The 23,681-nt window shown below is 44.9% G+C and carries 21 protein-coding genes; 13 read left to right on the top strand and 8 right to left on the bottom strand.

The window, feature by feature from the left end; translation table 11 throughout:
- Positions 1-22: 22 nt before the first annotated feature.
- The 3 genes from FTV25_RS01865 to FTV25_RS01875 form a co-directional block, all read right to left on the bottom strand.
- Entirely contained in the window at positions 23-1,366 is a 1,344-nt protein-coding gene (locus tag FTV25_RS01865) for a DcaP family trimeric outer membrane transporter (protein WP_180002029.1), read from the bottom strand.
- 112 nt (positions 1,367-1,478) lie between these two features.
- Positions 1,479-2,849: an MFS transporter gene (locus FTV25_RS01870; protein ID WP_180002030.1), complete on the bottom strand. Its 1,371-nt coding sequence runs from the start codon at positions 2,847-2,849 to the stop codon at positions 1,479-1,481.
- A gap of 229 nt (positions 2,850-3,078) precedes the next feature.
- On the bottom strand, positions 3,079-3,990 hold the full coding sequence (locus FTV25_RS01875) for a LysR family transcriptional regulator (protein WP_166138516.1): 912 nt from the start codon (positions 3,988-3,990) through the stop codon (positions 3,079-3,081).
- Positions 3,991-4,105: 115 nt separating this feature from the next.
- On the opposite strand from FTV25_RS01875, the gene FTV25_RS01880 reads away from it, so the two are divergent.
- The 12 genes from FTV25_RS01880 (at position 4,106) to pcaD (ending at position 15,337) form a co-directional block, all read left to right on the top strand.
- Positions 4,106-5,215, top strand: coding sequence for a muconate/chloromuconate family cycloisomerase (locus FTV25_RS01880; protein ID WP_180002031.1), 1,110 nt, complete (start codon positions 4,106-4,108; stop codon positions 5,213-5,215).
- A gap of 15 nt (positions 5,216-5,230) precedes the next feature.
- Positions 5,231-5,521 carry a muconolactone Delta-isomerase gene (catC, locus tag FTV25_RS01885; protein ID WP_180002032.1) on the top strand — a complete coding sequence of 97 codons (291 nt, stop codon included), beginning with the start codon at positions 5,231-5,233 and terminating at the stop codon, positions 5,519-5,521.
- 154 nt (positions 5,522-5,675) lie between these two features.
- Positions 5,676-6,596, top strand: a complete 921-nt coding sequence (gene catA, locus FTV25_RS01890) for a catechol 1,2-dioxygenase (protein WP_180002033.1) — start codon at positions 5,676-5,678, stop codon at positions 6,594-6,596.
- Positions 6,597-6,671: 75 nt separating this feature from the next.
- Positions 6,672-8,060: a benzoate 1,2-dioxygenase large subunit gene (benA, locus tag FTV25_RS01895; RefSeq protein ID WP_005222229.1), complete on the top strand. Its 1,389-nt coding sequence runs from the start codon at positions 6,672-6,674 to the stop codon at positions 8,058-8,060.
- On the top strand, positions 8,057-8,548 hold the full coding sequence (gene benB / locus FTV25_RS01900) for a benzoate 1,2-dioxygenase small subunit (protein ID WP_180002034.1): 492 nt from the start codon (positions 8,057-8,059) through the stop codon (positions 8,546-8,548). The genes benA and benB overlap by 4 nt, the downstream gene beginning before the upstream one ends.
- Positions 8,549-8,641: 93 nt before the next feature.
- Entirely contained in the window at positions 8,642-9,658 is a 1,017-nt protein-coding gene (gene benC / locus FTV25_RS01905; protein ID WP_180002035.1) for a benzoate 1,2-dioxygenase electron transfer component BenC, read from the top strand.
- A gap of 21 nt (positions 9,659-9,679) precedes the next feature.
- The gene (gene benD / locus FTV25_RS01910; protein WP_180002036.1) at positions 9,680-10,465 is read left to right on the top strand and encodes a benzoate diol dehydrogenase BenD; all 786 of its coding nucleotides are present in this window, start codon (positions 9,680-9,682) and stop codon (positions 10,463-10,465) included.
- Between the two features lie 58 nt (positions 10,466-10,523).
- Positions 10,524-11,744, top strand: a complete 1,221-nt coding sequence (gene benE, locus FTV25_RS01915) for a benzoate/H(+) symporter BenE (protein ID WP_064096714.1) — start codon at positions 10,524-10,526, stop codon at positions 11,742-11,744.
- Between the two features lie 37 nt (positions 11,745-11,781).
- Positions 11,782-12,453, top strand: a complete 672-nt coding sequence (locus FTV25_RS01920) for a 3-oxoacid CoA-transferase subunit A (RefSeq protein ID WP_086044785.1) — start codon at positions 11,782-11,784, stop codon at positions 12,451-12,453.
- Between the two features lie 21 nt (positions 12,454-12,474).
- Positions 12,475-13,128 carry a 3-oxoacid CoA-transferase subunit B gene (locus FTV25_RS01925; RefSeq protein ID WP_180002037.1) on the top strand — a complete coding sequence of 218 codons (654 nt, stop codon included), beginning with the start codon at positions 12,475-12,477 and terminating at the stop codon, positions 13,126-13,128.
- Positions 13,129-13,254: 126 nt separating this feature from the next.
- Positions 13,255-14,460, top strand: coding sequence for a 3-oxoadipyl-CoA thiolase (gene pcaF, locus FTV25_RS01930; protein ID WP_180002038.1), 1,206 nt, complete (start codon positions 13,255-13,257; stop codon positions 14,458-14,460).
- Positions 14,461-14,557: 97 nt separating this feature from the next.
- Positions 14,558-15,337 carry a 3-oxoadipate enol-lactonase gene (gene pcaD, locus FTV25_RS01935; protein ID WP_180002039.1) on the top strand — a complete coding sequence of 260 codons (780 nt, stop codon included), beginning with the start codon at positions 14,558-14,560 and terminating at the stop codon, positions 15,335-15,337.
- 58 nt (positions 15,338-15,395) lie between these two features.
- Here the strand turns inward: pcaD and FTV25_RS01940 are convergent, their stop codons facing one another.
- Together FTV25_RS01940 and FTV25_RS01945 are read right to left on the bottom strand one after the other, a co-directional pair.
- Positions 15,396-16,283 carry a DMT family transporter gene (locus tag FTV25_RS01940; RefSeq protein WP_180002040.1) on the bottom strand — a complete coding sequence of 296 codons (888 nt, stop codon included), beginning with the start codon at positions 16,281-16,283 and terminating at the stop codon, positions 15,396-15,398.
- Between the two features lie 233 nt (positions 16,284-16,516).
- Positions 16,517-16,975 (bottom strand): GNAT family N-acetyltransferase, encoded by a 459-nt coding sequence (locus tag FTV25_RS01945; protein ID WP_180002077.1) that lies wholly within the window; start codon positions 16,973-16,975, stop codon positions 16,517-16,519.
- 447 nt (positions 16,976-17,422) lie between these two features.
- Between FTV25_RS01945 and FTV25_RS01950 the strand changes: the two genes are divergently transcribed.
- Positions 17,423-18,511 carry a putative zinc-binding metallopeptidase gene (locus FTV25_RS01950; protein ID WP_159122920.1) on the top strand — a complete coding sequence of 363 codons (1,089 nt, stop codon included), beginning with the start codon at positions 17,423-17,425 and terminating at the stop codon, positions 18,509-18,511.
- Positions 18,512-18,584: 73 nt separating this feature from the next.
- On the opposite strand, the gene FTV25_RS01955 is transcribed toward FTV25_RS01950, so the two are convergent.
- The 3 genes from FTV25_RS01955 to FTV25_RS01965 form a co-directional block, all read right to left on the bottom strand.
- Positions 18,585-20,081, bottom strand: coding sequence for a succinate CoA transferase (locus FTV25_RS01955; protein ID WP_180002041.1), 1,497 nt, complete (start codon positions 20,079-20,081; stop codon positions 18,585-18,587).
- A gap of 125 nt (positions 20,082-20,206) precedes the next feature.
- Positions 20,207-21,382, bottom strand: coding sequence for a thiolase family protein (locus FTV25_RS01960; RefSeq protein ID WP_180002078.1), 1,176 nt, complete (start codon positions 21,380-21,382; stop codon positions 20,207-20,209).
- A 78-nt stretch (positions 21,383-21,460) separates the two neighbouring features.
- A complete protein-coding gene (locus tag FTV25_RS01965) occupies positions 21,461-23,242 on the bottom strand; it encodes an acyl-CoA dehydrogenase C-terminal domain-containing protein (RefSeq protein WP_180002042.1) in 1,782 nt (593 codons plus the stop codon).
- Positions 23,243-23,681: the final 439 nt, after the last annotated feature.

A 23,681-nucleotide genomic window follows, 5' to 3' on the forward strand; every position in this document is an offset into this window, starting at 1 on the left:
TTCTTATGTAAATCGCTAGAGCTTAGAAACTGTAAATTGCAACGGCATTCACTCGGTTATCTTCACCTTTTGTACTGCCATTTGGTGCAGCACCCAATGCTTCACGTTCGCCATAGACATATTCAAGGCCAAAACTCAGCGGTTTTGTAGGGTTATAGAACACATTAGCCCAAGCCTGCCAAAGGTCTTTGTTCACTGCTGTTAGATTCAGACCAGGAGCAGCAAGATAGCCATTATCTTGGTCGAAATTCATATAACCATAGCCTACAGTACCACGCAATTTATCATTAAACTGCTGCGTTAGACCGACTGTAATCGAGTCGAATTCACTCTGTAGAAGATCGCCATTAGCAGCTGTAACGACACCTGGATTGGCGTAAGAGACAAAACTGCTATCCCCTTTGACATGATAATAATCTGCCTTAAGGCTGGTGCCTGGAACAAACTCGTATTTCGCGCCTACACCTACACCCCATGCAGTTTTTTCATCTTCATTCACGCGTTTTTCATTCCCCATCGCACGCGCGCTGACAGAAAGATTATCCGCAAATTTGTGGTTTAAGCGTGCTGTTAAGGCAGGTAAACGCTGTTTGATTCCCGTAATGGTCGCATCTTTCGGATCTTCTACTGCAAGCACCAGATTGGTCGCTGGACTCAAAGAACTGGTATGACGAATCTGAGGTGTCCGTTTAATTGAACCACCGGCATAAACCAGTGCGTCTACCGTCTCAGGTATATAGTCCGGAGTTGCAAAGTTTGACCAGGTTTGACCAATTAACCAGTCAGCATAGCTGATATAGGCATGGCGGATACGCAGGTTGTCAAAACCAGCTCCACCCAGGAAATCGACCTCAACCTTACCGCTTAAGGCATTATCCCCAGCACCCACGGGCGCTTTAAAATCCATCCCTAAACGGGTGGCTGAAAGCGTGGATTTAAACTCATCACTGCGTTCACCTGTGCCTTCAAGAGGTACGGCATTAATCTGGTTATACATACGTGTCGCTGCACCGCCCTCAGCCTGATAAGAGGCATCAGCACGGATATTACCGTATAGATTAAACTCGGCCCCACTGGCAATTTTCATCACAGGTTTGCTCGCAGGGGCTACTGCTGTATTTGCAGGTACCGGCGTTGTCGCTACAGGTGCAGTCACAGCAGCTGTCTGAGTCTGCTGCTGTTCAATCAAGGCGCGTAGAGCTTGAACCTCCTGACGCAACTGCTCAATTTCCTGCTGATTGGACTGAGCTGGAGTTTGTGCCTGGGTAGACAAGCTGATACCCCCTAAACTCATTGCCATCATGCTCATCAGAACCGTGCGTTTTAATGTGATTGTTTGATTATTAAATAATTGTTTCGTGTTCATCCTAAACTCACTTTTTTATTATGCGTCTCGATTCTAGCAACAGATCACCACCGCTTACGATGGCGATCTCTATCATTAGAAGTGTTTTCTTTATTAATTGATATTTAATCCATTAACTTGCTTTTTCAGCGAGAGAATCAGTATGAATCTCAGGTGTAGCAAGGGCTTGACCTTCTACAGACATTTTTAAGTTCACCAGGAAAATTGCCAGCGCAGCAATCAAACCGGGAATCGCAATTGCAAAGAAGTTCATTTGATGCGGTAAATTCATGGTGAGTAAAGCACCTGTCAATACCGGTCCAACGATCGCACCGATACGTCCGATTCCGGAAGCCCAACCCATGCCGGTAGAACGCACCGTTGATGGATAATATTGTGCCACGAAGGTATAAAGCAGAATTTGTGAACCAATGGTTGCTGCACCGGCCACTGCAATCAAGCTGTAAAGCACGAATTGCGGACTGTTATAACCGAGCAGGATTAAAGAAGCTGCCCCGCAAAGAAACATGATGGTCAGCACTTTTTTGATATGGAAACGGTCTGCCAGATAACCCCCACCAATAGCCCCGATCATGCCACCAATATTCAGGGCAAACAGGAAGATCATGCTGGCACCCAGTGAATATCCGGCTTGAATCATGAGTTTTGGTAACCAGCTACCCAGTGCGTAGACCATTAATAGACACATGAAAAATGCCAGCCAGAACATAAAGGTACTAAATGTGCGGCCTTGCTGAAATAATGCTTTTAAAGGTGCTTCATCGCCTTTTTGTACTTCATTCAGGACGAACTGGGTGTCAGATCCAATTACCTGGGTTGGCGAGATTTTCTGGATAATGCTTTGCGCTTGAGCAGTCTGCTGCTTATTGGTCAGATACATCAGGGATTCTGGTAAATATTTCCAGAGTATCGGCAGGAACAGTAAAGGAGTACCCGCAAGCAAGAACATGATTTTCCAGCCGAACTGTGGTACCAGCCATGCGCCAAGCAAAGCAGATGTCATGCCTCCGATGGCATAGCCACTAAACATCAAGGCAACTAATGTACTGCGAATCCTTTTTGGTGCGTATTCCGTCATCAGGGCAACAACGTTTGGCATCACGCCCCCAATTCCGAGTCCGGCAAGAAAGCGTAAAATTCCGAATTCGACAGGTGATGTTGCAAAGGCACCGATAAACGTAAAACCACTAAAGATCGCGACACAGATCATGATGGTTTTTTTACGTCCCAGTTTATCGGACAAAGTGCCGAAACTCATCGCTCCAAACATCATACCGAACAAGGCGGTGCTGGCTAACATGCCTGCCTGTACTGCACTGAGTGCCCATTCCTGCATCAGTAGCGGTAAAGCCACGCCGTAAATTACCAGGTCATAACCGTCAAAAATAATGATCAGCAAACACCAGATCAGGACGCCCCAATGAAATGGCGTGAACTTTGCTTCATCAATCAGCGTATTTATATTCACTTTATTTGTAGACATCTCCACCTCCTAATTGTGAAGTTCAATTTATGAGATTCACAATGCAGAAGATGTGCATAAATGTCCAAAACTGAATAGGCATGCTTCTATACCTATAAAGTCTGCCTTAAAGAAAAGGCTTTATTTACTATGCCTTAATGATATTCATCCAAAAAATGAAACCTTCATTCAATATTAAAATATGGATTCGCTTTATTCCCTATAAGATCCAGACAGGTATTGATCTGAATTAAAATACAGCACGATCATATTTAATCGCTTCAAGATCATAGACCTGATAGACCGCATCAAACAGATAACGAATATATTCACTTTCATCCATATTACGAATAGCCATAAAAACCGGACTGACCGCAAATTCATCTAATAAAGGGATAAAGTTTAAATGTGCCAGACGAATATTTTGGGCACTTTCCGGCACAATACAGACGCCCTCTCCGGCAGCCACAAAACCAAGCGCCAGTTGCAATTCACTGACTGCACGGATATTTTTCGGTTCCAGCCCATACTCGGAAAATATACCGCGCACCTGGGTAGAAAAATTAGCCTTACCATTATTCGGGTATAAAAAGAGTGGCTGATCCACCAGTTCAGTCAGGTTCACGCCATCTCGATGGGAAAGAAAATGGCTGGAATGTGCTGCGACCATCAGCCTTTCTTCACGCAGTAACACCCGTTTCACTGCCGGATCTGAAATTCTCAAGCGTCCAAAACCGACATCAATCCGCCCTTCTTTAAGTGCCTGAATCTGCTCTGAAGTATTCATTTCAACCATCTCAATTTTGAGCTGGGGATGTTGCTGCTTAAATAGAAACACAATACGCGATAGCAAACCGAACAATAACGAGCCAACAAAACCAATGCTAATGGTGCGATCCGCGATACCAATCCGCTTGGTCATCGATTTGATTTCTTCCGCATTAGACAAAAGTTTAACCGCATGTTGATAGAAGAATTGACCTGCTTCTGTGGTCTTAAGCGGTCGGCTACCTCTTTCAAAGAGCTGAATATCCAGTTCCTGTTCCAGATTTTGTATCTGTCTGCTTAAAGGTGGTTGAGCAATAAACAGTTTTTCTGCCGCCTTGGTAAAACTTTGTTCTTCGACGACTGCGACGAAGTAACGCAAATGCCTGAGTTCCATATTATTGCATACCTTTAAAGTATAAAAAAATGCTAAATCGATCTTAGACCAATCAAAATTATTCTTTTAAGGTATATCAAGTCAAAACATTAAAGCAAGAATGTGAAGCGTAATTATGTATAAGTCAGTTGAAACCTTGCTGGTTCAAATACCGACGATCCGTCCTCACAAGATGGCTGTCGCAACCATGCAAACCCAGACACTGGTCCTGGTCAAAATCACCACCGAAGACGGCTATGTGGGTTGGGGCGAAGCCACCACTATTGGCGGTTTAGGCTACGGTGAAGAAAGCCCAGAAAGTGTCAAAGTGAATATTGAGACTTACTTTGCACCGCTTCTGAAAACATTATCAGGTTTGAATGTTGCACAGACATTACAAGCCATCAAAAAAAATATTAATGGTAACCGTTTTGCCAAGTGTGCCATTCAAACTGCGCTACTGGATATTCAGGCACAGCGTTTGAATCTGCCACTGAGTGAAATTTTAGGTGGACGTTTACGTGACAGCGTACCAGTACTGTGGGTCTTGGCATCTGGCAATACCGAGAAAGACATTGCCGAAGCCCAGAAAATGATTGCGGCCAAACGCCACAATATTTTCAAACTGAAAATTGGTTCACGTCCAGTGGAACAGGATGTTGAACACGTGCTTGCCATTAAACAGGCATTAGGCAAAGACATTTCGGTCCGTGTTGATGTGAACCGTGCCTGGACAGAGCTAGACGCGATTAAAGGCATTCAGTTACTCCAGGACGGCGGCATTGACCTGATTGAACAGCCATGTGCCATTGATAATCTGGATGCAATGCGACGTCTGACCCAGCGTTTTGATATCGCCATCATGGCGGATGAATCCTTGATGGGACCACAGTCTGCCTATCAGATTGCACGTCAGCATGGCTCATCAGTTTTTGCAGTCAAAGTCGCGCAATCCGGTGGCCTGATTGAAGGCTGTGAAGTTGCAAAAGTGGCGCAGCTGGCTGGTATCGACCTGTATGGCGGCACCATGCTGGAAGGTCCGGTGGGTACCATCGCCTCTGCCCATGCCTTCTCGACTTTTGAAAGTCTCACTTATGGCACCGAACTGTTTGGCCCCCTGCTACTGACTGAAGATATTTTAAAAACCCCACTCCAGTATCAAAACTTTGAACTTGAGATTCCGAAAGGATCAGGTCTGGGTATTGAGTTGGATGAAAACAAAGTTGACAACTTGCGTCGTCAATAATTCCAGGAGAGTCCCATGCTTTTCCAAGTACGAATGGACGTCAATATTCCAAAAGATATGCCCGTTGAACAGGCCAATGAAATTAAGGCAGTTGAAAAAGCTTATTCACAGGATCTGCAACGCCAGGGTAAGTGGCGTCATATCTGGCGTATCACCGGGCAGTATTCAAACATCAGTATTTTTGATGTTGAAAGCAATGAAGAGTTGCACAACCTGCTACAAGGCTTGCCGCTCTACCCGTATATGAACATCAAAGTTATGGCATTGAACCGCCATCCATCATCGATTCGGGATGATGACAAGTAATGAATAAATTCGGGAATGGAAATGAAAGAGTTTTCTTCCCCCCTTACACCTGAGGGTAATCCAAAAGGACTTGTGGCCAGCAAGATTTAGCCAGCCAAACGAATGCTAAAACATGCGCCACTAAAATATGAAAACATACTTTAGGAGCAATAGTATGAACCGCCAAGAAATTGATGCACTGGTTAAAAAAATGAATGTCGATACAGCGACAGGACCAGTTGATGGGCGTGTACAACAAGTTGTTGTACGTTTATTAGGTGATCTTTTCCAGGCTATTGAAGATCTTGATATTTCTCAGACTGAACTCTGGAAAGGTCTGGAATACTTTACTGATGCAGGTCAAGCCAATGAATTAGGCTTACTGGCTGCAGGTCTGGGTCTGGAACATTACTTAGACTTACGCGCGGATGAAGCAGATGCCAAAGCAGGCATTACTGGCGGTACACCACGTACCATCGAAGGCCCGCTGTATGTTGCAGGTGCTCCTGAGTCAGTTGGTTTTGCGCGTATGGATGACGGTTCTGAAGAGGGCAAAATTCCAACCCTGATTATTGAAGGCACAGTGACCGATACTGACGGCAACATCATTGAAGGTGCAAAAGTTGAAGTCTGGCATGCCAACAGCCTGGGCAACTACTCTTTCTTTGACAAGTCGCAATCTGACTTTAACCTGCGCCGTTCTATCTTTACCGATCAAGACGGTAAATATGTTGCCCTGACTACCATGCCGGTCGGTTATGGCTGTCCACCTGAAGGTACTACCCAGTTCGTACTGGACAAATTAGGTCGTCACGGTAACCGCCCATCTCATGTGCATTACTTCGTATCTGCACCGGGTTACCGAAAGTTAACCACACAGTTCAATATCGAAGGCGATCAATACCTGTGGGATGACTTTGCCTTCGCCACACGTGATGGGCTGGTCGCAACTGCGGTTGATGTAACTGATGAAGCTGAAATTGCAAAACGTGGTTTGAAAGGTCCTTTCAAACATATTCAATTTGATATTGAACTTGTGAAAGAAAAAGCAGACGCACCTTCTACTGAAGTTGATCGTCGCCGCGCAAGCGCTTAATGCAAAATGGATTCGGGGTGTAATCATTAGATTCATCCCGATGACTTCCCCTCCTTGGAAAGTCGGAGAACGGACATGCCTCGTATTCCTGTAATTAACACCAGTCATCTTGATCGTATTGATGAGCTTCTAGTTGACGATTTTGAATCTGGTGAATTTAAACTTCACCGGTCTGTATTCACAGACCAAGCTCTGTTTGACCTGGAGATGAAATACATCTTTGAAGGCAACTGGGTTTATCTTGCACATGAAAGCCAGATTCCAAACAATAACGACTTCTATACGACCTATATTGGTCGTCAGCCGATCATCATTGCACGTAACCGTCAAGGTGAACTGAATGCCATGATCAATGCCTGTTCGCATCGCGGTGCACAATTGTGCCGTAACAAGAAAGGCAATAAAGCAACTTATACTTGCCCATTCCATGGCTGGACATTTAATAACTCAGGTAAGTTATTAAAAGTCAAAGATCCGGCTGAAGCGGGTTATTCAGACTGCTTTAACAAAGACGGTTCGCATGACCTGAAAAAGGTTGCCCGTTTTGAAAACTATAAAGGTTTCCTGTTCGGCAGCTTGAATCCGGATGTTCCTTCTCTGGAAGAATACCTGGGCGAAGCGACCAAAATCATTGACATGATCGTGGGTCAGTCTGAGCAAGGCCTGGAAGTTTTACGTGGTTCTTCGACTTATACCTATGAAGGTAACTGGAAGTTGACTGCTGAAAACGGTGCCGATGGTTATCACGTGTCTGCAGTACACTGGAACTATGCTGCAACGACTCAGCAACGTAAAGAAAAAGAAGCTGGCGATAACATCCGTGCTATGAGCGCAGGCTCATGGGGCAAGCAAGGCGGTGGTTCTTACGGCTTTGAACACGGTCATATGCTGCTTTGGACGCAATGGGCTAACCCGGAAGACCGTCCTAACTTTGCCAAGAAAGATGAATACACTGCGCAATATGGCGAAGCTATGGCGAAGTGGATGATCGAACGTTCACGTAACTTGTGTATCTATCCAAACGTTTACTTCATGGATCAGTTCGGTTCACAAATCCGTGTCTTACGCCCGATTTCTGTCGATAAGACTGAAGTGACGATTTACTGTATCGCGCCTGTAGGCGAAGAGCCTGAAGCACGTACTCGTCGTATCCGTCAGTATGAAGATTTCTTTAATGCTTCAGGTATGGCGACACCAGACGATCTTGAAGAATTCCGAGCTTGTCAGGCAGGTTACGCAGGTATCGCGCTGGAATGGAATGACATGTGCCGTGGTTCTAAGCACTGGATCCAAGGCCCGGACGATGCAGCCAACGAAATTGGTTTAAAACCAAAACTGTCTGGTATTAAAACTGAAGATGAAGGTCTATACCTGGCTCAGCACCAGTACTGGCTAGAACTGATCAAAAAAGGCATCGCGACTGAAAAAGAAATTGCAGCATCTACTGAAGGAGAAAACGCATGAGCGACATCACTTTAGAAAATATTGCGCAGTTCCTGTATCAGGAAGCCCGCTTTTTAGATGATGAACAATGGGATGACTGGTTGACGTGTTATGCCCCTACTGCGTCTTTCTGGATGCCAGCCTGGGATGACGACGACAAACTGACTACAGATCCACAGTCTGAAATCTCGTTGATTTACTATCCAGACCGTCAAGGTTTAGAAGACCGTGTGTTCCGTATCAAGACTGAACGTTCATCTGCAACCATGCCGGATACCCGTACCAGCCATAACATCAGCAATATTGAACTTGTTGAACGTGATGGCGACAAGGTCATTGTACGTTTTAACTGGAATACCTTGAGTTTCCGTTACAAAAACAGCTACAGCTACTTCGGTATGTCACGTTATGAAATCGATTTTTCAGGCGATAAACCACAAATTTTAAGCAAATACGTGGTACTGAAAAATGATTACATCAATCAGGTTATCGACATCTATCACCTTTAAGACTGTTTTTATTACAGCCAGGTAAAACCTTTCAGCCAGATGGAAAATTGGCTGAAAGGTCCAGTTACAAAGATTTATATAGGATATTCAGCCATGTCAAACCACAATGTTGCACTCCAATTTGAAGATGGCGTTACACGTTTTATTAGTGTTGCCCAAGGCGAAACCTTGTCCGATGCAGCTTACCGTCAAAAGATCAATATCCCTCTAGATTGCCGTGACGGTGCATGTGGAACGTGCCGCGCTTTTTGTGAATCAGGTGCGTATGACATGCCTGAAGAAATGTACATTGAAGATGCACTGACACCAGAAGAAGCCGCAGAAGGTTTTATCCTGGCTTGCCAATGTAAACCGACTTCGGATGCCGTGTTCCAAATTCAGGCCTCCTCTGATGTCTGTAAAACCGAGATTCATGCATTTCAAGGTACGTTGGCCCGTGTAGAAAACCTGTCTGATTCCACCATTACTTTTGATATTCAACTCGATGATGGTCAACCAGATATCCATTTTCTGGCCGGACAATATGTCAATGTCGGTATTCCTGGAACCACTGAAACCCGTTCTTACTCATTCAGCTCCAAACCGGGTAACCGTTTAACTGGTTTTGTAGTTCGTAATGTCCCTAACGGCAAAATGTCGAGCTTCCTCAGCGCTGACGCAAAAGCCGGTGACAAAATGACCTTTACCGGTCCATTCGGCAGCTTCTATCTGCGTAATGTGACCCGGCCGGTATTGATGCTGGCAGGTGGTACCGGGATTGCCCCGTTCCTGTCTATGCTGCAAGTTCTGGAAGAAAAAGGTTCGGAACATCCAGTACGTCTGGTATTTGGTGTGACCAATGACTTTGACCTGGTCGCAATCGAAAAGCTGAATGAACTTCAGGACAAATTCCCATGGTTCGAATATCGCACAGTGGTCGCAAATCCAGAATCTACACATGAGCGTAAAGGTTATGTGACCGGTCATATCGAAAACGAATGGCTGAATGCTGGAGATGTCGACATCTACCTGTGTGGTCCGGTGCCAATGGTTGAAGCGGTTCGCAGCTGGCTGGATGCTGAAGGTGTCAAACCTGCCAGCTTCCTGTTTGAAAAATTCTCTGCCAACTAAGTTTAGAAGCCGGAGAACCTCATGAACTGTAACCCAAGATTTGAAAATAAAGTCGTGATCGTGACTGGTGCTGCGCAAGGCATCGGTCGCGGTGTCGCGATTCAGGTGGCGAGCGAAGGCGCTCAAGTCGTCATGGCTGACCTTTCCCCTTATGTGGAAGAAGTTCTGGCTGAAATTGAAGCGACTGGCGGTGATGCGATTACGGTCAAAGCCAATCTGGAAACGTTTGCCGGTGCTCAATCAGTCGTTGAAAAAGCGCTAGAAACCTATGGCCGTGTCGATGCGCTCATCAATAACGTGGGTGGTGCCATCTGGATGAAACCTTTTGAAGAATTCTCTGAAGAAGAAATCATCAAGGAAGTGAACCGCTCGCTTTTTCCAACCATGTGGTGCTGCCGTGCAGTGCTACCGCAAATGATCAAGCAGCAACATGGCACCATCGTGAGTGTGTCTTCGATTGCAACCTGTGGGATTCATCGTGCGCCGTATTCAGCATCCAAAGGTGGCGTGAATGCGCTGACCGCTTCCCTAGCTTTTGCCTATGCCAAAGATGGTATCCGCGTGAATGCTGTGGCAACAGGTGGTACCGAAGCACCGCCACGCAAGATTCCACGCAATGCCAAACCGCTGAGCGAACAGGAAGAACAATGGATGCAGGATGTGGTCGACCAGACCAAGGATCGCAGCCATATGAAACGCTATGGCACGATCCAGGAGCAAGTAAATGCCATTCTATTCCTGGCTTCCGATGAATCATCTTATATGACAGGTACCGTAGTACCGGTCGGTGGTGGAGATCAAGGCTAGTCCTGATCATCACGATTTTTGACAGGCTCATGGTTCGACGCAAGGAGGCACATTACCAATGAACACCCTGTTTCAGACATTAAAAAATGACTGGTCAATTTCAGCGACTGTTGCAGGATTTCTAGCAGTGCTGATTTCCTATTCAGGACCACTGATCATTTTTTTCCAGGCAGCGCAGCAAGCCCAGGTTTCCCCAGACATGATGATTTCATGGATTTGGGGAATTTCTATTGGTGCGGCGCTCGCAGGTATCTTTTTATCGATTAAATACAAAATACCTGTTGTCACCGCCTGGTCTGCGCCCGGAACGGCACTATTGGTCACGCTGTTTCCCGATATTTCGCTCAATGAAGCGGTTGCGGCCTATATCACCTCTGCTGTGGTGATTTTTCTCATTGGGATTACCGGTTATTTCGACAAATTGCTGTCCTGGATTCCCCAGGAAGTCGCTGCCGGAATGATGGCCGGAATTTTACTGCAGTTTGGTTTAGGACTGTTCACCGCGACCGATACCATGCCCTATATCGTCTTTGGCATGCTGGCGGTGTTTTTGCTGGCCAAGCGTTTCAGTCCACGTTATGCCATGGTCTGGGTGCTGGTTGCCGGTGTGATTTTAAGCATGCTGCTGGGCAAGATTAATCCGGTCACGGCAGATTTCAGTCTGGCAATTCCGCAATTTATTGCACCGGAATGGACTTGGAGTTCCACCCTGAATCTGGCCCTCCCGCTTATTCTGGTCAGTCTGTCGGGCCAGTTCTTACCAGGAATGGCCATTATCAAGATCAGTGGATATGACATGCCTGCCAAGCCAATTATCAGTGCAACCAGTATTGCCTCGCTCGCAGTAGCCTGTGTGGGGGGGATTACTATTGTATTGGCCTCTATTACGGCCGCATTGTGTTTAGGCAAAGACGCGCACGAGCTGAAAGAAAAGCGTTATATCGCGGGTGTGGCGAACGGGCTTTTTTATATTTTAGGCGGCCTGTTTGCCGGCAGCATTGTCATGCTGTTTAGCCTGATGCCGAAGGAATTAATTGCAGCTTTGGCAGGACTGGCCTTACTCGGAGCAATTGCCACTAACATCTCTATGGCGATGGGCAAAGAGTCGCAACGTGATGCCGCACTGATCACCTTTTTAGCAACTGCTTCCGGCATGCATTTCTTGGGGCTGAGTTCAGTCTTTTGGGGGATTTGTATTGGCCTGGTAGCACATTTTCTGCTGTCACAGAAAGACCGTAATGCTGTTCCGGTTGCAACATCAGATTCAAAACGAATTTAAAGACATCCATTAGTTTAGGGTATGTAAGGACCAGATTATGATAGATAAAAGTTCATTATCATTGAAAGAAGCACTCTCCCAGATCAAGGATGGTTCTACCATTATGATCGGCGGATTTGGGACAGCGGGTCAGCCTGCTGAACTGATTGATGGTCTGATCGAATTGGGAATCAAGGATCTTATTATTGTCAATAATAATGCTGGTAATGGCGACTATGGTCTGGCGAAACTGCTTAAAGCGGGCGCTGTGCGTAAAATTATCTGCTCTTTCCCGCGTCAGTCTGATTCCTGGGTATTTGACGAACTCTATCGTGCAGGCAAGATCGAACTGGAACTGGTGCCGCAAGGTAATCTGGCTTGCCGTATTCAGGCAGCAGGTATGGGCTTAGGTCCAATCTATACCCCAACCGGTTTTGGTACCTTGCTGGCTGAAGGCAAACCAACCTTGAACTATGAAGGCAAAGATTTTGTCCTGGAAAATCCGATTAAAGCTGACTTTGCTTTAATTAAGGCCCATCAGGGCGACCGTTGGGGCAATCTGGTCTACCGTAAATCTGCCCGTAACTTTGGCCCGATTATGGCGATGGCAGCTGATGTAACCATTGCACAGGTTTCTGAGGTGGTTGAACTGGGTGCACTGGATCCAGAGCACATCATTACCCCAGGAATTTTTGTTCAACACGTTGTTCAAGTTAAACCTGCACAGTAATCACGGATAAGGAGAAGATTCATGAGCTATAACAAACTGACCCGTGACCAGATCGCTGAACGTGTGGCACAAGACATTCCTGATGGTGCTTATGTGAACCTCGGTATTGGTTTACCAACCAAGATTTCAAGCTACCTGCCAAGCGACAAAGACGTATTCCTGCACTCTGAAAATGGCCTGCTGGCTTTCGGTCCTCCTCCTGCTGAAGAAGACCGCGATCCTGAGCTGATTAATGCCGGTAAAGAATTTGTGACCATGCTGACTGGCGGTGCTTTTTTCCATCATGGGGATTCTTTTGCGATGATGCGCGGCGGACACTTAGATATCGCAGTTTTGGGTGCTTTCCAGGTGGCTGAAAATGGTGATCTGGCCAACTGGCATACCGGTGCACCCGATGCAATTCCTGCAGTCGGTGGCGCGATGGATCTGGCCGTCGGCGCCAAGAAAGTCTTTATCACTACTGATCACGTCACTAAAAAAGGCGAACCTAAGATTGTGGCTGAACTGACTTATCCTGCGACTGGCCTGAAATGTGTGGACCGCATCTATACTGACCTGTGTGTAATTGATGTCACTCCTGAAGGCATGAAAGTCATTGAAAAAGTCGAAGGTCTGTCATTTGAAGAATTGCAGTCAATGACTGGTGCCAAACTGATTGATGCGACTCAAAACTAATTTATAAATCCTCCCTAAACCCCTCCTTTATTAAAGGAGGGACTTTCATCCTTTAAATTCAGGGAAAAACGCCTCCCTTTAGTAAAGGGAGGTTGGGAGGGATTCAAAGATTTGGAAAGTAAAAACATGAAAAACGCATATATTATCGATGCCATCCGTACCCCATTCGGCCGTTATGCCGGTGGTCTCGCGCCTGTTCGTACAGATGACTTAGGTGCAGTTCCAATTAAAGCTTTGATGGAACGCAATCCAAGCGTGAACTGGGAACAGGTCGATGACGTGATTTATGGCTGTGCCAATCAGGCCGGTGAAGACAACCGTAACGTCGGTCGTATGTCTTCATTGCTTGCAGGCCTGCCTTATCAGGTTCCGGCAACGACCGTAAACCGTCTGTGTGGTTCATCGATGGATGCCGTCGCGATTGCGGCACGTGCTATTAAAGCCGGTGAAGCGAATCTGATTGTGGCTGGTGGTGTGGAATCCATGTCACGCGCCCCTTTTGTCATGGGTAAAGCAGAAACCGCTTATGGCCGTAGCCAGAAAATTGAAGACACCACCATGGGCTGGCGTTTTATCAACCCGAAACTGAAAGAACTGTATGGCGTGGAAACCATGCCGGAAACTGCTGAAAACGTGGCAGAACAGTTCAATATTAATCGTGAAGATCAAGACAAGTTTGCCCTGACCAGCCAGCAACGTACAGCAGCAGCACAAGCCAAAGGTTTCTTTAAAAATGAAATCGTGCCCGTGGTCATTCCTCAGCGTAAAGGCGAACCAGTTGTGGTAGATACTGATGAACATCCTCGTGCTTCTACAACACTAGAAGGTTTAACTAAGTTAAAACCAGTCGTCAAAGCAGATGGTACGGTGACAGCAGGCAATGCTTCTGGCATTAACGATGGTGCAGCGGCACTCCTGATTGCATCCGATGAAGCTGTTGCTGAATATGGCCTGAAAGCACGTGCCAAGATTATTGGTTCAACGGTTGTCGGTGTAGAACCACGCATTATGGGCTTTGGTCCGACACCTGCCATTAAAAAATTGCTTGTTCAAACGGGTTTAACTCTTGAGCAAATGGATGTGATTGAGCTGAATGAAGCCTTTGCCGCACAGGCACTGGCGGTAACCCGTGACTTAGGTCTTCCGGATGATGCCGCACATGTAAACCCGAATGGTGGTGCGATTGCCCTTGGTCATCCACTTGGTGCTTCCGGTGCCCGTCTGGTGACCACGGCCTTGAACCAGCTTGAACGGACTGGCGGGAAATATGCCCTCTGCTCTATGTGCATTGGCGTAGGCCAAGGTATCGCGCTGATTATTGAACGTGTTTAAAAAATCCCTCCTAACCTCCCTTTCTTGCACAAGGCTTAAGCAGTGCTTATGCCTTGTTCAGGGAGGAACTTTTAGAAGGAAATAAAAGGAATAACAAATGCCAATATTTACATCAAATGATGCCCAGATTAATTACCAGACTTTTGGGGATGCTAGCAAACCTGCATTGGTATTTTCCAATTCACTGGGCACCAAATACAGCATGTGGCAGCCACAGATTGCGCATTTCCAGCAAGATTATTACGTAATCTGCTATGACACCCGTGGTCATGGTGGTTCGGAAGCACCGCAAGGCCCGTATAGCCTGGAGCAGTTGGGTCAGGATATAGTGAATCTTCTGGATCATTTGAACATTGCAAAAGCAGCATTCTGTGGTATTTCTATGGGTGGCTTAACCGGTCAATGGTTAGCGATTCATAAGCCAGAACGTTTTAGCCAGGTGATTGTCTGCAATACTGCAGCCAAAATTGGCCAGGAACAGGCATGGCAAGACCGTGCTGCGCTTGTCCGTGAGCAAGGTCTTGCTCCGATTGCTGCAACTGCGGCATCACGCTGGTTTACCGATCCCTTTATCCAGAGCAACCCGGCAGTCGTTGCAGAACTTTCAAACGACCTCGGAGCTGGCAGCCCAGAAGGCTATGCAAACTGCTGTGAAGCTCTGGCTAAGGCGGATTTACGTGAACAGATCAAAACGATTTCAGTGCCGGTACTGATTGTGGCCGGTCAGCAAGATCCAGTGACGACGGTTGCAGATGGACAAGCCATGCAGGCTGAAATTGCTCAAAGCCAGTTGTTTGAAATCAATGCTTCGCATATTTCCAATATTGAACAACCGGAAGCCTTTAATCAGGCCGTACAAACTTTTCTTGCTGCTTAAATTTATTCTTATAAAAAAGCCACGATATATCGTGGCTTTTCTTTTATTCGTGTATTCGTTAAGCCCAGATCACCAGCATCGCTGCAATCACCACCAGTCCCAAGCCCCAATGCTCGGCACGCGCCAGTTTTTCTTTAAAGAAATAAGCTGAAATCAGCAGACTGAACAGGATTTCGATTTGTCCCAAGGTTTTCACGATTGGCACGCTCATCATACTCATGGCGGTAAACCAGCCAAGGGAGGCCATAAAGCTACAAAAACTGACTTTAAAAGTAAGCCCCAAACGTTGCCACATGGCAACTAAGGTTTTTCGGCTAAACAGACTGAGGTAAATCAGCATACTGATGCACTGGAAACCAATCACTGAAATCAGTACCCATGAAGCACGATGCACGGTTGGTAACATCGGCAGTTCCAGACTGGCTTCACGGACCAAGAGTGAAGTAATAGCAAAGCTCAAACCGCTGCCGATTCCGATGGCTAAAGTCTTGGTAGATAGGCCGGTGAGCTGATTGCCCTTACTCAGCAGGAATACCGCATAACCACCGATCAGCACCCCAATCCAGGCGAGTACAGACAGATGATCTGACAGGAAAATTACTCCGATAATGGCTGCCAGAATCGCTTCACTTTTTGCCAGTCCAACGCCAATCGCATAATTTTTCTGTTTAAACAGCTGCACCATCAAGGCGGTTGCCAGAATCTGGCTGATACCCGCAATCAGGATATAGATCCAGTACTTCGGGGTAAAATGCACCACACTTTCTACCGGTTTGAAGTGGTATAAAGCTGCAATGTAAAGCCCGGCCAGCGGCAAGCCAAACAGGAAACGTGCCAGTGTCACGCCCCAAATATCGACAGTGGTACTGAGCTGCTTTTGAAAGGCATTTCGCCAGGCCTGCATAAATGCAGCCATTAAAGTAAAGAAAATCCAGCTGATTGCCATACCCTGATCATTAATACCGTAAAAGTGAATTAATTCTATGCCTTAGTACAATCTATGACTAATTAAAAATGAGATAATGGCTAATAGCTAAAAGTTTAATTTTCTAATTTAAAAATAATTAAAATTTATCAATTTGACAGGGATAAAATTGATTTCTCAGATTCCAACTATGCTAATAAATAAGAAAATAACTCCTGATCTTTGATTAACTTATAATAAACGGCTCTTCTATTTTAAGACACTGAAGATGTTTCATCAGAATAAACTTTTTCCATTGGAATAAAGCGAATGCCATGTTCATGAGTAAGTTCACCTGTTTCTACAAAACCAAATTTTTTATAAATATTGAAGCCATATAAACTGGATTTGACTGTAATTTTTTGATGCCCTTGATTACGAATTTTTTCTTCTAAAAAATTCCACATTTGTCGTCCATATCCCTGCCCCTGATAAGCTGGATCCAGAAAAAAGTGCATGAAGTGTGCAGGTTCCATATAGGCCACCACGCCCACAATTTTTTGATTAATTTCTCCAACAAAATAATGAATATCAGCTCGATCAAAAATGGTCTGAAGAATTTTAGGTTGAAAACGCTTGCGTCCCTCTTCACTAGAAATCAAGACATCAACAAATGGGGCAATGACGTTCGCAATTGCTAGTGTGTCCTGAACAGTGGCTTTTCTTATCTTCATCATATTTTAATACCCCAAAAGCAGAACTAAAAAATTAAAAATAATTTATTTTTCAGCATTATGTATGTTTTAAAATTGAGTAAAATATATACCAATTAGGTCTTTTGAAAAACGCGATTCAATCGATTTTTTTCAATAATTTTTGATCTCTAATTTTTTTATAGTTTGCATTATTCAGTTTTTTAAATTAGTGCTCTGTTTTTTTATTTAAGAAAAAAATACATAAATCAGTTCATCAGTTTTTACAGTTCACTCAGCTTTTCTTCTATAAACAGTCACTAAACTATAATTTAATGAATAATCGATCACACGCATTTTACAATTAATCAACATAGTGTTTTTTAAGAAATTTTTATGATGAATTTTTAAACAGGATAAAATTCCGTAATGCAATCTGAATATAAATTATAGAGTTTCAGTAATTCATTCATTTTGCAGGGAGTATCGATGAAGTATTTTGAATGTCCAGTTTGCGAACAGCAGATCTTTTTCGCCAAATTCGTATGTGATCATTGCCTTTCCCCTATCGGCTATATCGCATCCGAAAAAGAAATGACGACATTTAAAAAGCTGAATGCTCAGGAGTGGGTTCCCGTTGCCGAGAAGTATCAATATTCCCGTTATAAACCTTGTTATAACTATACCCATCATCAGGTATGTAACTGGATGATCCCCGTAGATGACGAGGAAGATTTTTGCGAATCCTGCCAGCTGACTCATGTAATTCCAAATCTGGAAAATGCCGAAAACATGATTTACTGGTATCGGCTTGAGGAAGCCAAACGCCGGTTTCTATATCTGACCCAACGTATGAACATTATGCCTCGTCCAAAACATTCGGATGATGATCCATTAGGTTTGCGTTTTGATTTTCTTCTTCCTGAAAAAGACAAGCCAGTACTTACCGGCCATGCCAATGGGGTGATTACCTTAAATGCCTTCGAGGCCGATGTGGTTTATCGGGAAACAACCCGGGTCAATATGGGTGAAAATTACAGGACATTATTAGGGCATTTTCGTCATGAAAGTGGGCATTTTTATTTTAATGTCATCCAGCATCTACATCCGGAATTACTCGATGAACTTCGCCATTATTTTGGAGATGAGCGGCAAAATTATAGTGAAGCACTAGAGAGGCACTATAATCAAGGTGCGCCTATCAACTGGCATGAAAAATATATTAGTCCCTATGCCACTGCACACCCGTGGGAAGATTGGGCTGAAACCTGGTCACATTATCTGCATATCATGGAAACACTGGAAACTGCATTTTATGCCGGTCTACGCGTGGAAGGTAATGGCCGAAATCTAGCCAGTATGGACTTTAAAGAATGCCCGATTGGTGGACAGGATTTTGAACATATCCTGGAAAACTGGGTCACCCTGACTTTTAATTTGAATGCCTTAAACCGCAGTATGGGTCTGGAAGATGCTTACCCCTTTAAGCTGACTGAAGCTGTGAAAGATAAACTGCGTTTCATTCATCGGCATATCTTGGATAAAGTCTTTAATAACCCACGTCTGATTCAGAACTAAAATATTTATCTAGTACAATAAATAAAGCCCGTGATTCACAGGCTTTATTTTGGGCTTATTTTAAGAAAGAGAACTAAGCAATTTTCATTGAACCGGTTTCTTCAAACTGGGCATGCCAGGACAAAGCTTCATTTAACAAATGCGGTGTTTGCCCACCATGCGCACAGGCGCGCTCAAAGTAATCATTCAGACTTTTACGATAATCGGGATGAGCACAAATATCGATAATCTTGCGGGCACGTTCACGTGGTGCCAATCCGCGCAGATCGGCCAAACCTTGCTCTGTTACCAGAATATCCACGTCATGGTCAGTATGATCTGTATGGCTCACCAGTGGAACCACAGACGAAATCGCACCACCTTTGGCATAGGATTTAGTCACAAAAATCGCAATATGTGCATGACGGGTAAAATCACCTGAGCCGCCAATACCATTCATCATCTTGGTGCCAGCGACATGGGTTGAATTCACATTCCCGTAAATATCAAACTCCAGTGCGGTATTGATTGCAATTATACCCAGACGGCGAATCAGCTCAGGGTTGTTGGAAAGTTCTTGCGGGCGTAAGACAATTTTATCTTTGTACTGATCAAAATTCTTCATCACCCGTGCCGCACATTCATCGCTCAGGGTCATGGAACAACCAGAAGCAAAGGTCATTTTTCCTGAATCGATAAGCTTGAAAGTACAGTCTTGCAGGACTTCAGAATACATTTCAAGATTATTGAAATTAGAATGTTCAAAACCTGCAAATACGGCATTTGCCACGGAACCTACTCCGGACTGCAGCGGCCCCAGATTTTCAGGTAATCGTCCTGCGGCGACTTCATTTTCAAAGAATTGAATTAAGTGGCTGGCAATCGCCAGTGTTTCTTCATCCGGCTCATCCATTGCGAAAGAAGTATCCGGAATCTCATTAATGACAATCGCAGCAATTTTTTCAGGTGCAACATGGATTCCGATTGTACCTATCTTGTCACTGACTTGCGTCAAAGGAATCGGACCACGGTTTGGACGGGTTTTAGGCAAATAAATATCATGTACGCCTTCTAGCACCGGATTAACTGTTGTATCAATTTCAACAATGACCCGATCTGCCATTTCGATGAAATTCGCCGAGTTTCCACAAGAACCGGTCGGAATAATCTGGCCATCTTCAGTAATGGCCGTTGCGGCAATTATAGCTACATTAATCGCCGGCAGGTTTTTATGACGGATATTGTCTGCCAGTTCAGAAAGATGTTGATCGATATACATCACTTCACCATTATTGATGGCCTGACGTAAAGAAGGATCAGCCTGATAAGGATAACGGCGGGTTATAACGTTAGCTTCATTCAGTTTCCCATCAATCCGGTTCCCCAGACTTGCACCTGTCGCCAAGGTAATATGGATCGGATGCTGCCGGGCATATTCAGCCAATGCCAAAGGCACAGTTTTCGCTTCACCGGCGCCGCCAAAACCGCTCAAACCAATTACATCACCATCTTGAATCAATTGTAGTGCTTTTTCTACAGGAACTACTTTATCTTGTAATGCGAGCAAACGAATACGCTCTAAACCGTTCATAAAAATTCTCAAAAATTAAAAATAAAGAGACACCTGCTCCTGGCGTACCAGAAGCATTGTGGTCTAATTCAAAAAATATTTAAGTTTGCTACTTTAAGCATATGATCATGCAATTATGAAAAGACTTAAATTAGTTCTACTGCAATCGCTGTTGCTTCCCCACCGCCAATACATAGTGCTGCAATGCCTTTCTTGCCACCAGTACGCTTTAAGGCATGAATCAAGCTCACAATAATTCGGGAACCGGAAGAACCTAGGGGATGACCAAGCGCACATGCCCCACCATTAACGTTCACTTTTGCTGGATCAAGTTTAAAAGCATCTATTGCTAACATGGTTACCATGGCAAAAGCTTCATTAATTTCCCAAAGGTCTACGTCCTGAGCATCCCAACCCGTTTTTTGCAAGACTTTTTCAATCGCGCCCACTGGTGCAATCGTGAATTCTGATGGATGCTGCGAATGGCTGGCATAGGCCACAATATTAGCCAGCGGCTTTAAGTTGCGCTGCGCGGCAATTTCACTCGAGGTAATCACCAGTGCCGAAGCACCATCAGAAATGGAGCTGGCATTTGCCGCAGTAATTGTTCCATCCTTTTTGAAAGCTGGACGTAAGGTTGGAATTTTGTCAGCCTTGGCATTTAAAGGCTGTTCATCCTGTTCTACCACGACATCGCCTTTACGGCTACTGACAGTGACCGGTACGATTTCATCTTTAAAGAAACCTTGCTGCACCGCTGTCACGGCTTTATTTAATGAGCCAATCGCATAGGCATCCTGCTGCTCACGGGTATAGCCCTTTTTATCTGCCATTTCCTGAGCAAGGATTCCCATCGACAGACCTGTTTCCGCATCTTCCAGACCTTCCTGGAACATGTGATCAGTCACTTTGCCATGCCCCATACGGAAACCGGCCCGTGCCTTGTCCATTAAATAGGGTGCGTTTGACATCGATTCCATACCACCTGCAACCACAATCTCTGCTGAACCGGCCTTGATTGCGTCTGCTGCTTGCATCACCGCCTTCATGCCTGAACCACAAATTTTATTAATCGTGGTCGCCCCGGTGGAATCCGGTAGACCCGCCTGACGCATGGCCTGACGTGCCGGACCCTGTTTTAAACCGGCAGGAAGAACGCAGCCCATAATCACTTCATCAATATCATTGGCTGCCAGACCTGCACGCGCTACCGCTTCCTTGATCGCTACAGCACCCAAATCTGGTGCCGTACAGCTTGAAAGTGAGCCTTGAAAACCGCCCATTGCGGTACGTACAGCTTCTACAATTACAATCATTCTAATCTCATCCTTTAACATCATTGTTATCAACACTGCAAAGTAATAGCTCTACAGTGTTCGTCCTTCGCAATATTTGCGGGTTTAGGCCTGTGCAGTGAAATATTCTTCTGGCAATTGCATCACCAGCTCCGCACCTGCCTGAATACGTTGAATTCTCGCACTCAAATCCGGGAGTACTTTAGCAATATAGTAATTTGCCAGTACCAGCTTGTTTTTGAAATAGCTTTCTTCTTTGGTAGCCGCCGCTTTACTGATACGCGCATACATATAGACGAAGCTCAACAAACCTACCGCATGCAGATAATCAACAGCAATGGAGTTGGCGAAATCAGGATTCTGCTGAGACTGCTCAACAATAAAATTGGTAATATCTTCCAGTTGCTGACAGGTATCTAAGGTTGCCTTTTTAATCGTTAAGGCATCATCTAGACTTTGGGCAAATTCACGGATTTCTGCAATATACTCTGCAATATATGCACCTTTACATTTCGTAGTTTTACGGCCAATCAGGTCAATTGCCTGCACCCCATTGGTCCCCTCATAGATCTGTGAAATGCGCAGGTCACGGATACATTGTTCCATGCCCCATTCACGGATATAGCCATGACCACCGAAGCACATTTGTGCTTCAAGTGCAGCATCCAGTGCTTTATCGGTGAGGTAAGCTTTGGCAATAGGCGTTAATAAAGCCACACGATCAGTTGCTTTACGTACCGCCTCAGGGTCGGTGGAGTATTTGGTAATATCCAGCTGCTGGCCGACATAGACTGCGAAAGCACGAGAAGCTTCATTATTGGCACGCACATTCAGCAACATACGGCGTACATCGCCATGGACCAGAATTGAATCGGCTGGTTTTTCTGGTGATTTAGCACCGGTTGATGCACGGCCCTGTAAACGGTCGGTCGCATATTGTGCGGCATTCTGATAAGCAAATTCTGCCGCGCCAATGCCTTGAATCCCCATCGACAAACGTTCGTAGTTCATCATCACGAACATGCCCGCCAGACCTTCATTTTCATTACCCACCATATAGCCTTTGGCACCATCAAAGTTCATGACACAGGTTGCTGAGCCTTTGATGCCCATCTTATGTTCGATCGAACCGGCAGCGACCGCATTGCGCTCACCGAGTGAACCATCGGCATTAACCAGGAATTTTGGGACAATAAACAGAGAAATACCGCGTGAACCTGCTGGCGCGTTCGGTGTTTTGGCCAGTACCAGGTGAATGATATTTTCACTCAGATCATGCTCACCGCTAGTAATGAAGATTTTGGTCCCAGTAATGTTATATGAACCATCTTCGTTTGGTTCAGCCTTGGTTTTGATAATGCCCAGATCTGTCCCTGAATGCGGCTCAGTTAAACACATCGTGCCTGACCATTCACCCGTATAGAATTTTGGCAGATAGGTTTCTTTCTGTTCCTGCGAAGCACGGTCATTGATCGCCATGCCAGCCCCCACGGTTAACAGCGGGTAAAGCATGAAAGAGGGATTGGTACTCCAGATCATTTCGTCTGCAAGTACAGTCAGCATTTTTGGCATGCCCTGACCGCCCCATTCTTCAGGCGCGCCCAGCCCCACCCAGCCACCTTCGGCAAACTGTTTGAAAGCTTCTTTAAAGCCTGCAGGTGTTTTGACTTCACCATTACTAAACTGAGCACCACCTTCTTCATCTGCAGGGCGGTTCAGATCAAGAATCACATTCTTGGAAAACTTGGCCATCTCCTCCAGAATTGCATTTGCAGTTGCCATATCTAAATGTGCAAGATTTTCATTATCTTGCCAAAATTGTTCGGCCTGAAACACATCATTTAAAATAAATTCCATGTCTTTTAGCGGCGCATTATAAATAGGCATTTTCATATTCCTTCACTGGTGATACTCAATTCTGTTACTGAGTATTTTTTCATTATGGATTCGAGAAAATATTTTGAGGATTTTTGCTCGAATCCATGCATGTCATTCAAAAATCATCATATCGAATTAATCTGGCGATGAATTCATTGACATAAATTAGCGATATAAAATTTAAAATCAAAAACTTTATACCTCTGGTATTTACTGAATCATTAAAACTTAAATCCATTGATGAATGAAAAATTTAAGCTGTTAAAATGACTCTGGCTTCACTTCGCTAAACCTTGTCTGGTCTGGGTTTAAAACGAAAATATGATTCAGCTTTATGCCCTAAAACCATAAATCAAATATATTGAAAATGGAATTTTATTTAGCAAAGTTGATCTCAAGGGTTCAATTTTCTTGACAATATTTTTAGCGCAGCTGTATATGACTTTTT

This window comes from Acinetobacter sp. YH12249 (genome assembly GCF_013417475.1).
Lineage (GTDB): Bacteria > Pseudomonadota > Gammaproteobacteria > Pseudomonadales > Moraxellaceae > Acinetobacter.

Excerpts from the sequence above, each read along its gene's own strand:
- FTV25_RS01865 (WP_180002029.1), bottom strand. The coding sequence starts at position 1,366 with ATGAACACGAAACAATTATTTAATAATCAAACAATCACATTAAAACGC.
- FTV25_RS01870 (WP_180002030.1), bottom strand. The coding sequence starts at position 2,849 with ATGTCTACAAATAAAGTGAATATAAATACGCTGATTGATGAAGCAAAG.
- FTV25_RS01875 (WP_166138516.1), bottom strand. The coding sequence starts at position 3,990 with ATGGAACTCAGGCATTTGCGTTACTTCGTCGCAGTCGTCGAAGAACAA.
- FTV25_RS01880 (WP_180002031.1), top strand. The coding sequence starts at position 4,106 with ATGTATAAGTCAGTTGAAACCTTGCTGGTTCAAATACCGACGATCCGT.
- catC (WP_180002032.1), top strand. The coding sequence starts at position 5,231 with ATGCTTTTCCAAGTACGAATGGACGTCAATATTCCAAAAGATATGCCC.
- catA (WP_180002033.1), top strand. The coding sequence starts at position 5,676 with ATGAACCGCCAAGAAATTGATGCACTGGTTAAAAAAATGAATGTCGAT.
- benA (WP_005222229.1), top strand. The coding sequence starts at position 6,672 with ATGCCTCGTATTCCTGTAATTAACACCAGTCATCTTGATCGTATTGAT.
- benB (WP_180002034.1), top strand. The coding sequence starts at position 8,057 with ATGAGCGACATCACTTTAGAAAATATTGCGCAGTTCCTGTATCAGGAA.
- benC (WP_180002035.1), top strand. The coding sequence starts at position 8,642 with ATGTCAAACCACAATGTTGCACTCCAATTTGAAGATGGCGTTACACGT.
- benD (WP_180002036.1), top strand. The coding sequence starts at position 9,680 with ATGAACTGTAACCCAAGATTTGAAAATAAAGTCGTGATCGTGACTGGT.
- benE (WP_064096714.1), top strand. The coding sequence starts at position 10,524 with ATGAACACCCTGTTTCAGACATTAAAAAATGACTGGTCAATTTCAGCG.
- FTV25_RS01920 (WP_086044785.1), top strand. The coding sequence starts at position 11,782 with ATGATAGATAAAAGTTCATTATCATTGAAAGAAGCACTCTCCCAGATC.
- FTV25_RS01925 (WP_180002037.1), top strand. The coding sequence starts at position 12,475 with ATGAGCTATAACAAACTGACCCGTGACCAGATCGCTGAACGTGTGGCA.
- pcaF (WP_180002038.1), top strand. The coding sequence starts at position 13,255 with ATGAAAAACGCATATATTATCGATGCCATCCGTACCCCATTCGGCCGT.
- pcaD (WP_180002039.1), top strand. The coding sequence starts at position 14,558 with ATGCCAATATTTACATCAAATGATGCCCAGATTAATTACCAGACTTTT.
- FTV25_RS01940 (WP_180002040.1), bottom strand. The coding sequence starts at position 16,283 with ATGGCAATCAGCTGGATTTTCTTTACTTTAATGGCTGCATTTATGCAG.
- FTV25_RS01945 (WP_180002077.1), bottom strand. The coding sequence starts at position 16,975 with ATGAAGATAAGAAAAGCCACTGTTCAGGACACACTAGCAATTGCGAAC.
- FTV25_RS01950 (WP_159122920.1), top strand. The coding sequence starts at position 17,423 with ATGAAGTATTTTGAATGTCCAGTTTGCGAACAGCAGATCTTTTTCGCC.
- FTV25_RS01955 (WP_180002041.1), bottom strand. The coding sequence starts at position 20,081 with ATGAACGGTTTAGAGCGTATTCGTTTGCTCGCATTACAAGATAAAGTA.
- FTV25_RS01965 (WP_180002042.1), bottom strand. The coding sequence starts at position 23,242 with ATGCCTATTTATAATGCGCCGCTAAAAGACATGGAATTTATTTTAAAT.